The organism is Kitasatospora sp. NPDC059747 (assembly GCF_042732955.1).
Taxonomy (GTDB): Bacteria; Actinomycetota; Actinomycetes; order Streptomycetales; family Streptomycetaceae; genus Kitasatospora.
On sequence record NZ_JBHWGV010000188.1, the window covers coordinates 1 to 11,735 of the forward strand.

2 protein-coding genes and 1 pseudogene are annotated in these 11,735 nt (G+C 75.3%); all 3 read left to right on the top strand.

The window, feature by feature from the left end; genetic code table 11:
• The first annotated feature begins 45 nt into the window (after positions 1-45).
• Entirely contained in the window at positions 46-5,901 is a 5,856-nt protein-coding gene (locus tag ACFV4G_RS41205) for a type I polyketide synthase (RefSeq protein ID WP_380448361.1), read from the top strand.
• An 81-nt stretch (positions 5,902-5,982) separates the two neighbouring features.
• Positions 5,983-10,686 (top strand): annotated as a pseudogene (locus ACFV4G_RS41210) (SDR family NAD(P)-dependent oxidoreductase); the annotation flags it as partial.
• Positions 10,683-11,735, top strand: a 1,053-nt coding sequence (locus ACFV4G_RS41215) for a beta-ketoacyl synthase N-terminal-like domain-containing protein (protein ID WP_380448362.1), incomplete at its 3' end; no start/stop codon positions are given. The pseudogene ACFV4G_RS41210 and the gene ACFV4G_RS41215, both read left to right, overlap by 4 nt.

Genomic DNA, 11,735 nt, shown 5'->3' on the forward strand with positions numbered 1-11,735 from the left:
GTCCCGTACATGCTGCGGGACCTCGCCAGGACACCGAAGCGGAGGGTGGGCCGTGCCGCGGCACGGCCCACCGCGGCCGGCGGGCTGCAGAACCGGCTGGCCACCGTGTCCGAGGCCGAGGGCGACCAGCTGCTCCTCGACCTCGTGCGCACCCACGCGGCGACGGTGCTCGGGCACACCGACCCCACCCGGGTCACCCCCGACGCGACGTTCAAGGAGGCGGGCTTCGACTCGCTGACCGCCGTCGAACTGCGCAACCGCCTCAGCGGTGCCACCGGGAAGCAGCTGTCGTCGACCCTGATCTTCGACCATCCGACGCCGGTCCTGCTGGCCCGGCATCTGCTGGCCGGACTACGGGGCACCGAGGCGGCCGTCGCCGCCGTGCCGGGCGCCGCGCCCGGGGACGACGAGCCGATCGCGATCGTGTCGATGAGCTGCCGCTATCCCGGTGGCATCGCGAGCCCGGAGGACCTGTGGCGGCTCGTCGCCGACGAGGCCGACGTGGTCACCCCGTTCCCCGCCGACCGTGGCTGGGACGTGGACGCCCTGTACGACCCGGACGGCGTGCGGCCGGGGACGACGTACGTGCGCGTGGGCGGATTCCTCGACGACGCCGCACGGTTCGACGCCGAGCTGTTCGGGATCAGCCCGCGTGAGGCCCTCGCCATGGACCCTCAGCAGCGACTGCTGCTGGAGACCTCCTGGGAGGCGCTGGAGCGGGCCGGCGTCGCCCCGACGTCCCTCAAGGGAAGCCCGGTGGGGGTGTTCGTCGGAGCCGCGTCCCAGGGGTACCCCTCCGATCCGCGCCAGGCCCCCGAGGAACTGGGCGGCTATCTCCTGACCGGGAGCACGGCGAGTGTCATGTCCGGCCGGATCGCCTACGCCCTCGGCGTCGAGGGTCCCGCGCTGACCATCGACACCGCCTGCTCCTCGTCCCTCGTGGCGCTGCACATGGCGGTGCAGTCCCTGCGGCGCGGCGAGTGCTCGCTCGCCATGGCCGGCGGGGCCGCCGTCATGGCGACCCCCGACATCTTCCTGGAGTTCAGCCGCCAGCGGGGGCTCTCCCCGGACGGCCGCTGCAAGGCGTTCGCGGCGTCCGCCGACGGCACCGGCTGGGGCGAGGGCGTCGGCATGCTCCTGCTGGAGCGGCTGTCGGACGCGCGGCGAAGCGGCCACCCCGTCCTGGCGGTCGTCCGCGGCTCCGCGGTCAACTCCGACGGCGCCAGCAACGGCCTGACCGCGCCGAACGGCCCCTCCCAGCAGCGGGTGATCCGGCGCGCCCTCGCCGACGCCCGCCTGTCGGCCGGTGACGTCGACGTGGTGGAGGCGCACGGCACCGGCACGAAGCTGGGCGACCCGATCGAGGCACAGGCGCTGGCGGCGACGTACGGGCGCGAGCGGGAGCCGGACCGCCCGCTGCGCCTGGGCTCGGTGAAGTCCAACATCGGGCACACGCAGGCCGCCGCGGGGATCGCCGGTGTCATCAAGATGGTGGCGGCGATGAAGCACGGGGTGCTGCCCCGGACGCTGCACGTCGACCGGCCCACCCCCGAGATCGACTGGTCGCAGAGCGGGCTGTCGCTGATGGCCGAGGCCGAGCCGTGGCCCGAGACCGGCCGGCCGCGCCGGGCCGCGGTCTCCTCCTTCGGCATCAGCGGGACCAACGCCCACGTGATCATCGAACAGCCCCCGTCCGCGGCCGGCGAGCCCCGCGCCGACGGCCCCGCGCCGGATGCGCCGGCGGCTGTGCCCTGGCCCCTGTCCGGGAGGACCGCCGAGGCGCTGCGCGCGCAGGCCCGTCGGCTGCTCTCCCACCTCGCCGGCGATCCCGGGTTCGACGTGGCGGGCGTCGGCCGTTCCCTGGCCACGACCCGTGCCCTGCTCGGTCACCGCGCCGTCGTGGTCGGGGACGGGCGGCAGTCCCTGCTGGAGGGGCTGGCCGCGCTGGCCGAGGGCCGTGACCGGGACTCGGTCGTCGTGGGCGAGGCACAGACACGCGGGAAGACGGTGTTCGTCTTCTCCGGCCAGGGGTCGCAGTGGCCGGGCATGGCTTCGGAACTCCTCGACGGCAGCGAGGTGTTCGCCGCCCGGATCCAGGAGTGCGAGGCCGCCCTCGCCCCCTTCGTGGACTGGTCGCTGACGGGTCTGCTGCGCGGCGCGGGCGACGCGCCGTCCCTGGACCGGGTGGACGTCGTGCAGCCCGCGCTGTTCTCGGTCATGGTGTCCCTGGCCGCCCTGTGGCAGTCCCTGGGGGTCCGGCCGCACGCGGTGATGGGGCACAGCCAGGGGGAGATCGCCGCCGCCTGCGTGGCCGGGGCGCTGACGCTCCAGGACGCGGCCCGCGCGGTGGCCCTGCGCAGCAAGGCCCTGGCCGCGATGTCCGGCCGGGGCGGCATGGTGTCCGTCGCTCTGGGCGAGGACGACGTGTCCGCCCTGCTGGCCCGGTGGGAGGACCGGCTGTCCGTCGCCTCGGTCAACGGCGCGTCGTCCACGGTCGTCGCCGGTGATCCGCGGGCCCTGGAGGAGCTGGTGGCGCGCTGCAAGGCCGACGGGATCCGGGCGAGGACGCTGCCGGTGGACTACGCCTCGCACTCGCCGCAGGTCGAGCAGGTCCGGGAGCAGCTGCTGCGGGACCTGGCGCCCCTCTCCCCGATGCCTTCGGACGTCCCCTTCTACTCCACGGTCACCGGCACGGAGCTGGACACCACGCAGCTCGACGCCGCGTACTGGTACCGCAACCTCCGGGAGACGGTCCGGCTGGAACAGGTGACGCGCCTCCTCCTCGACGACGGGTTCGACGTCTTCGTCGAGGCCAGTCCGCACCCCGTCCTGTCGGTGGCGATCCAGGAGACCATGGACGCCGCGAACGCCCCGCACGCGGTGGCGGTGGGTTCGCTGCGCCGCGACGACGGCGGACTGCGGCGCTTCCTCACCTCGGCCGCGCAGCTGCACGTCGGCGGCACACCGGTGGACTGGCCGGGTACCTTCCCGGGGCGCGTCGGACTGATCGAGCTGCCGACCTACCCGTTCGGGGGCGAGCGGTACTGGCTGCGGCGCTCCGGCGGGCCGGCCGACGTCACCTCGGCGGGTCTGGGGCGCAGCTCGCACCCGGTGCTCAGCGCCGTGGTCACCCTGCCCAGCCCGGCCGGCACGGTCCTGACCGGTCGGCTCTCGGCGCAGGCACAGCCCTGGCTCGCGGACCACACGGTGCTGGACACGGTCCTCTTCCCGGGCACCGGGCTCGCCGAGCTGGTCCTGCGCGCAGCGCAGGTCACCGGCTGCGGCACGGTCGAGGAGCTCACGCTCCTGGAGCCGCTGATCGTCGAGCAGGACGGCGGCGTCCAGCTACGGGTGATGGTCGAGGAACCGGACGAGACCGGGCGCCGGTCGGTGGAGGTGCACTCGCGGCCGGAGCAGGCCGATGAGTCCGGTGAAACAGGTGAGTCCGGTGAGAACACTCCGTGGCTGCGGCACGCCGTCGGTGTGCTCGGCGTCCACGGCGGCACGCCTGCGGCGCCGGTGGCCGAGTGGCCGCCGGCGGGCGCCGAGCCGGTGGAGCTGGACGGCGGGTACGCGGTGCTCGCGGCGGCCGGACTCGGCTACGGACCGGCGTTCCAGGGGCTGCGCGCGGTCCGGCGGCACGGGCGGGACCTCTTCGCCGAGGTGAGCCTTCCCGACCAGGACCAGGCCCGGAACTACGGGGTGCACCCGGCGCTGTTCGACGCCGCGCTGCACGCGGTCGTCCTGGGCGGCCTGGTGGCCCACTCCGGCGACCCGCTGCTGCCGTACGCCTGGAAGGGCGTCACCCTGCACTCCGCGGGGGCGGCGGCGCTGCGGGTGCGGCTGTCGGCGACGGGCCCGGACACCGTGTCGCTGACGGCGACCGACCTGTCCGGCGCGCCGGTGCTCTCGGTCGATTCGCTGATGGTGCGGCCCGTGTCGCCGAGACGCCTGGAGAACGCGCGCGGCGGGCGCCGCCGTTCGCTGTTCCGGATCACCGGCGAACAGCTCGCCCTCCCGGCGGCCCCGGCCTTTGCGTCGGGCGCCTGGGCCGTGCTGGAACCGGGTGGTGTGGAGCTGGCGGCCGTCGTGGAGCCGTCCGGCACGCGGTGGGACGGCTACGACGACCTGGACGCGCTGGCCGGCGCCGTCGCCTCCGGGGCCGTGCTGCCCGAGGTGGTCCTGGTGCCGTGCTGGGACGGCACCCGGCGAGACACCGGCCGGGCCGAGGACGTGCGGGAGGCCGTGCACCGCGCGCTCGCGCTGGCGCAGGGCTGGCTTGCCGACGAGCGGTTCGCCGCGTCGCGGCTGGTCTTCGTCACCCGGCACGCCGTGTCGGTGGGCGAGGACGCGCCGCACGATCTTGCGCACGCCCCGCTGTGGGGCCTGCTGCGGTCGGCGCAGTCGGAGCACCCCGGCCGGTTCGGCTTGCTGGACGTCGACGGCGACGACGCGTCGCTGCGGGTGCTGCCGGCGGCGCTGTCGTCGGGCGAGGCGCAGGTTGTGGTGCGGCGGGGCGTGGTGCACGCGCCGCGTCTCACCCGCGTCCCGGCGGACGCCGCGGGGACGGGCGACGGGCCGCGCTTCACACCCGGCGGCACGGTGCTGATCACCGGCGGGACGAGCGGGCTCGGCGCGCTGGTCGCCCGCCATCTGGTGGCCCGGCACGGTGTGAGCGACCTGCTGTTCACCAGCCGCAGCGGTCGCGGGGCGGCGGGTGCGGCCGAGCTGGAGGAGGAACTCACCGCTCAGGGTGCCCGGGTGACGGTGGCGGCCTGTGACGTGGCCGACCGGGACGCGCTGGCGGCGACGCTGGCACGGATCCCCGCAGACCGTCCGCTGACGGCGGTGGTCCATGCCGCCGGTGTCCTGGACGACGGCGTCCTCACCTCGCTGACGCCCGAGCGGGTCGAGGCGGTGCTGCGGCCGAAGGTGGACGGCGCGCTGAACCTGCACGAACTGACCCGGGACGCGGACCTGTCGGCCTTCGTGCTCTTCTCCTCGGCCGCCGGCGTGCTGGGCACCGCGGGACAGAGCGGATACGCGGCGGCGAACACGTTCCTGGACGCGCTCGCGCACAGTCGGCGGGCCGAAGGGCTGGCGGGGACGTCCCTGGCGTGGGGCATGTGGGAGCAGCGCAGCGGGCTCACCGGCGGCCTGTCGGACCAGGATCTGCGGCGGATGGCGCGTTCCGGGGTCGGGCAGCTCCCCACTGATGAAGGTCTGGCGCTGTTCGACGCGGCGCTCGACGCCCCGGACCCGCTGCTGGTGCCGATGAGGCTCGACCCGGCGGCGATGCTCGCCGAGGGCGAACCGGAGCTGGTGCCCGCGGTGCTGCGCGCGCTGGTCCCGGTCCGGCGGCGCCCCGGCGGTGCGGGCGCGGACGACGGCCTGCCGTTCGCCGACCGGGTGGCCGCGCTCCCCGCCGAGGAGCTGGACCGGGCGTTCCTGCACCTGGTGCGGCAGCAGGCGGCCACGGTCCTGGGGCTCGCCTCCCCGGACGCCGTGCAGGGCGGCCGGGGCTTCCTCCAGATGGGGTTCGACTCCCTGACGGCGGTCGAACTGCGCGGCCGGCTCGGTGCGGCCACCGGGCTGCGGCTGCCGACGACGCTGATCTTCGACCACCCCACGCCCGAACAGACCGCCCGCCACCTGCGGGAGCGGCTCTTCCCGGACGAGCGGGAACTCACCGGCCCCGAGGCCGAGGAGCAGAAGGTGCGCGAGGCCTTGGCCGCGATCCCGGTGGCCCGGTTGCGCCGGGCCGGTCTGCTCAGGGCCCTGCTCGGGCTCGCCGCGCAGGACAACGGGACAAAGCCGCCGGCGGGCGGCGCGGCGCGAGAGTTCGACGACATGGACGTCGACGACCTCGTGCGGGCGGCCTTCGACGGGGAGAGGTCCTGATCGTGGCCGCGTTGAGCGAATGGGACGGACAGGACGGACAGGACGGATGGAGGGATCATGACCGCATCGCCTGAAGCGGTGGTCGAGGCCCTGCGGGCTTCGCTGAAGGAGAACGAGCGGCTCAGGAACGCCGTGCGGGCGGCGGTCGAGCCGGTGGCGATCGTCGGGATGAGCTGCCGGTACCCGTCCGGTGTCGATTCTCCCGAGAAACTGTGGGACCTGGTCCTGGAGGGCCGGGACGCGGTGTCGGGGTTTCCCGGCGACCGCGGCTGGGATCTGGCGTCACTGTTCGCCGCCGACCCCGACCAGCCGGGAACCTCGTACACGCGGGAAGGCGGGTTCCTGTACGACGCCGCGGAGTTCGACGCGGGGTTCTTCGGTATCTCGCCGCGTGAGGCCCTCGCCATGGACCCGCAGCAGCGGCTGCTGCTGGAGACGTCCTGGGAGGCCGCCGAGCGGGCCGGCATCGACCCGCTGTCGTTGCGCGGCAGCAGGACCGGGGTCTTCGCCGGTGTGATGTACCACGACTACGGCTCCCGGCCGGGCCTGGCGTCCGAGGAGGCGGAGGGCTACCTCGGCACGGGCAGCGCGGGCAGCGTCGCCTCCGGCCGGATCTCCTTCACGCTGGGCCTTGAGGGGCCCGCCGTGACGGTGGACACGGCGTGCTCGTCGTCGCTGGTGGCCCTGCACCTGGCGGTCCAGGCGCTGCGCCGGGGCGAGTGCTCGCTGGCCCTGGCCGGCGGTGTGACGGTGATGTCGACCCCGTCGACGTTCGTGGAGTTCAGCCGTCAGCGCGGGCTCGCCCCGGACGGGCGCTGCAAGTCCTTCGCCGACTCCGCGGACGGGGCCGGGTGGAGCGAGGGCGCCGGGGTGCTGCTCCTGGAGCGGCTGTCGGACGCCCACCGCAACGGACGCCGTGTCCTTGCCGTGGTGCGCGGCAGCGCGGTGAACCAGGACGGCGCGAGCAGCGGGTTGACGGCGCCGAACGGGCCGTCGCAGCAGCGGGTGATCCTGCAGGCCCTCGACGACGCGGCGCTGTCGGCCGCGGACATCGACATGATCGAGGGGCACGGCACGGGCACGCCGCTCGGCGACCCGATCGAGGCGCAGGCGATCCTCGCGGTCGCCGGCCATGACCGTGAACGCCCGCTGTGGCTCGGCTCCGTGAAGTCGAACATCGGCCACACCCAGGCCGCGGCGGGCATCGCCGGGGTCATCAAGACGGTGCAGGCGTTACAGCACGGTGTGCTGCCCGGGACCCTGCACGTCGACGAGCCCTCGACCCGGGTGGACTGGTCGGCCGGGGCGGTGGAGCTGCTGACCGAGACCCGGGACTGGCCCGACCCCGGGCGCCCGCGCCGCGCGGGGGTGTCGTCCTTCGGCATCAGCGGCACCAACGCGCATGTGATCGTGGAGGAGGCCCCGGACAGCGGCGGGGGCGGCGACGAGCGCCCGCCCGAGGCCGGGGGCGTCCCGCTGCCGTGGCTCGTGTCGGCCCGCGGCGAGGAAGCGCTGCGGGCCCAGGCCGGGCGGCTGGGCCGGTACGTGGAGGACGGCCCTGCCCTGCGCCTCGCCGACGTGGCGTACTCGCTGGCCACGACGCGGTCGGCCTTCGACCACCGCGCGGTCGTCGTCGCGGCGGACCGTGCCGAGCTGGTGCACGGCCTCGGCCGCCTCGCCGAGGGCGAGGTGCCCGCCTCGGGCGCACGCGGCACGGTGTCCGACGGCAAGCTGGCGTTCCTGTTCACCGGTCAGGGCGCGCAGCGGGTGGGCATGGGACGGGACCTGTACGCGCGGTATCCGGTGTTCGCCGACGCCTTCGACGCGGTCTGCGCCGAACTGGACCGGCATCTCGGCCGGCCGCTGCGCGACGTGGTCTTCGGCGGCCCCGGCACCGAGGGACTGCTCGACGAGACGGTCTGGACCCAGCCTGCGCTGTTCGCGGTCGAGATCGCCTGGTACCGGCTGGTGGAGTCGTGGGGCGTGCGCCCTGATCTCGTGTCCGGCCACTCCGTCGGCGAGCTGGCCGCGGCGCACGTCGCGGGGGTGCTGTCGCTCGCGGACGCGGCCACCCTGGCCGCGGCCAGGGGCCGGCTGATGCAGGCGCTGCCGCGAGGAGGCGCGATGACGGCGGTGCAGGCGTCCGAGGAGGAGGTGGCGCCGCTGCTGGCACAGCGGCCCGGGCGTGCCGGGCTCGCGGCGGTGAACGGCCCCGCCTCGGTGGTGGTTGCCGGTGACGAGGACGCCGTCGCGGAGGTGGCGGCGCACTTCGCCGGCCGGGGACGGAAGACGCGGCCGCTGCGGGTGAGCCACGCGTTCCACTCGCACCGGATGGACGCGATGACCGAGGACTTCGCCGCCGTGGTGCGGACCGTGTCCCTGCACGCTCCGCGGATCCCGGTGGTGTCCGCGCTGACCGGCACCGTGGTGGCGGCCGGGGACCTGTGCACCCCCGAGTACTGGGCGCGGCACGCGCGGGACACGGTCCGGTTCCTCGACGCGGTCCGCGCCCTTCAGGCCGAGGGCGTCACCACGTTCCTGGAACTCGGTCCGGACGCCGTGCTCGCCGCACTGGGCCAGGAGTGCGCCGACGGCGGCGACCTCGTCTTCACGGCGGTCTCGCGCCGGGACGAGCCCGAGCTGCGGACCCTGCAGGCCGCGCTGGGACGGCTGCACGTACGGGGCGTCGGGGTGGACTGGGCGGGCGTGCTCGCCGGCACCGACGCCCGGACGGTGCCGCTGCCCACCTACGCCTTCCAGCGCCGGCGCCACTGGCTGGAGGCCGCGGGCGGTGACGGGGCCTCGGCCCGGGTCGACGATCACCGCTACCGCGTCGACTGGGCGCCGCTGACCGCGCCCACCGCGCCCCGGGTGTCCGGCCGTTGGCTGGTCGTGTTGCCGGAGGGCGTCGCCTGCCCGGCGGACGAGCTGTCGGCGGCGCTCGGGCGCGCCGGGGCGGACGACGTCGTCCGGCTGAGCCTCGATGCCGTGACGGGGACCGACCGGACGGCTCTCGGCCGCCGGCTGCGCGAGGCCGCCGGGGAGCAGCCGTTCACGGGTGTGATGTCTCTCCTGGCCGTGGACGAGCGGCCCCTGCCGGACAGCTCTGCACTGACCTGCGGCCTCGCGGCGACGGTGGTGCTGGGGCAGGCGCTGGGCGACACCGGGACCGGCGCCCCGCTGTGGTGTCTCACCCAGGGTGCGGTGGCGGTCGGCCCCGACCCGGTGCGGCGCCCGGCGCAGGCGACCGTGTGGGGGCTGGGGCGGGTGGCGGCGCTCGAATGGCCGGACCGGTGGGGCGGCTTGGCCGATCTGCCGGAGTCGGTGGACGAGACCGCGCTGTCGCGCCTCGTGGCGGTCCTCGCCGAGCCGGGCGGCGAGAGCCAGCTGGCCGTGCGGGCCGATGGCGTCCTCGGCTGCCGTCTGGTGCGCTCCCCCTCGGCCGAGACGCGGGTGCGGCGCGTCTGGCAGGCCACGGGCAGCGTCCTGGTGACGGGGGGGACGGGCGGACTCGGCGCGCAGGTGGCGAGGTGGCTGGCCGGCCAGGGCGTCCCGCACCTGGTGCTGCTCAGCCGCCGGGGGCCCGCCGCGCCCGGCGCGGCTGGGCTGGAGGCCGACCTGCTCCGGCTGGGCAGCAAGGTGACCGTCGTGGCCTGCGACATCACCGACCGGGACGACCTGCGCCGGGTCGTCGAGTCGCTCCCCGAGGACCGTCCGGTCACCGCCGTCGTGCACGCGGCGGGCGCGGTCCAGGAGGAGAAACCGCTGGCGCGGTGCGACCTCGCCGAGATGGCCGAGGTGATGTCCGGCAAGCTCGCGGGGGCGAGGAACCTCGACGCCGTCTTCGACGGCTGCGGCCGGCCCCTCGACACGTTCGTCCTCTTCTCCTCCGGCGCCGGGCTGTGGGGCAACACCGGGCAGGCGGCGTACGCGGCGGCCAACGCGTTCCTCGACGCCCTGGCAAGCTTCCGCCGGGCACAAGGGCGCGCCGCGACCTCGGTCGCCTGGGGCGCCTGGGGCGGCGGCGGGATGGCCGCCGGGTCGGGCGAGCTGCTGCTGCGGCGCGGTGTCCCGCTGATGGCTCCGGAGACGGCCCTCGCGGGTCTGCGGGCCGCGCTCGACCGCGACGAGACCGCCACCGCCTTCGCCGCCGTCGACTGGGAGCGGTTCGCGCCCGCGTACGGCGCGTCCCGCTCGCGTGCGCTGCTGAACGACCTGCCCGACGCACAGCGCGTGCTGCGCGGCGACGCCGGGCCGGGGCGCGCCGGGGCGCTGCGGGAGCGGCTGGCGTCCATGTCCGGGGAGGAGCAGGAGCGGCTGCTGCTCGACCTGGTGCGCACCCACGCGGCTGCCGCCCTCGGCCACCGCGCGGCGCAGGACGTCCGCGCTGCGGCGACGTTCCAGGATCTCGGGTTCGACTCGATGGCTTCGCTGACGCTGCGCAGCCGCCTCAACGAGGCCACGGGTCTGACCCTGCCGACGACCGTGGTCTTCGACCACGCCACCCCGGCCGCGCTGGCCCGGCACCTGCGCACGCAGGTCCTCCCCGAGGGCGTGCGGGCCGACGCGGTCCTCGCCGACGTGGACCGGCTGGAGACGGCGGTCGAGGCGATGGACGCCGACGACGAGACGCGCGCCCGTGTCGTCACGCGGCTGCGGACGCTGCTGTGGAAATGGGCCGAGCCCGGCCTCGTCAGCGCCGGGGCGCCGGAGGACGACGCCCTGATGCTGGCGACCGACGACGAGATGTTCGACATCGTCAACAAGGAGCTTGGGATCTCGTGACCAGCACTGAGGACAAACTTCGCCAGTACCTGAAACTCGTCACCACCGAGCTCCGCCAGACGCGCGCACTTCTGGAGCACGCCGAGCAGAAGGAGCACGAACCGGTCGCGATCGTGGGCATGGGATGCCGGTTCCCCGGGCACGTCGAGTCCCCGGAGGACCTGTGGCGCCTGGTCCGCGACGGGGCCGACGTGGTGTCCGGGTTCCCGCAGGGGCGCAACTGGGACGTGGAGGACCTGTACGACCCGGAGCCGGGCCGCCCCGGCAAGAGCTATGTGCGCACCGGCGCGTTCCTCGACGACGCGTCCGGTTTCGACGCGGAGTTCTTCGGGATCAGCCCGCGCGAGGCGCTCGCGACGGATCCCCAGCAACGGTTGTGGCTGGAGGTCACCTGGGAGGCGTTGGAGCGGGCGGGCATCGATCCGGTGTCCCTGCGGGGCAGCAGGACCGCGGGCTTCGTCGGGATGACGCACCAGGGGTACGCCTTCCCCTCGCGCCTGGACCCGGACGACGAGGTCGCCGGCTACCGGCTGACCGGGAGCACTGCGGCCGTGGCCGCCGGACGGGCCTCCTACGTGCTCGGGCTGACCGGTCCCGCGGCGACCGTGGACACCGCCTGCTCGTCCTCCCTGGTGGCGCTGCACCTGTCGGTCAACGCGCTGCGCTCCGGGGAGTGTTCCCTGGCGCTGGCGGGCGGGGTGACCGTCATGTCCACCCCGAACGCCTTCGTGGAGTTCAGCCGGCAGCGCGGTATGGCCGCGGACGGCCGGTGCAAGCCGTTCGCCGCAGCCGCGGACGGCACCGGCTGGGGCGAGGGTGCCGGCGTCCTGGTGCTGGAGCGCCTGTCGGACGCGCAACGCCACGGCCACCCCGTGCTCGCGGTCATCAGGGGCTCCGCGGTCAACCACGCGGGTGCCGGGAACGGGCTGACGGCGCCCAACAGCCCGTCCCAGCAGCGGCTGATCCGTGAGGCGCTGGCGCAGTGCCGGCTGTCGCCGTCGGACGTGGACGCCGTGGAGGCGCACGGGACCGGGACCACGCTGGGCGAT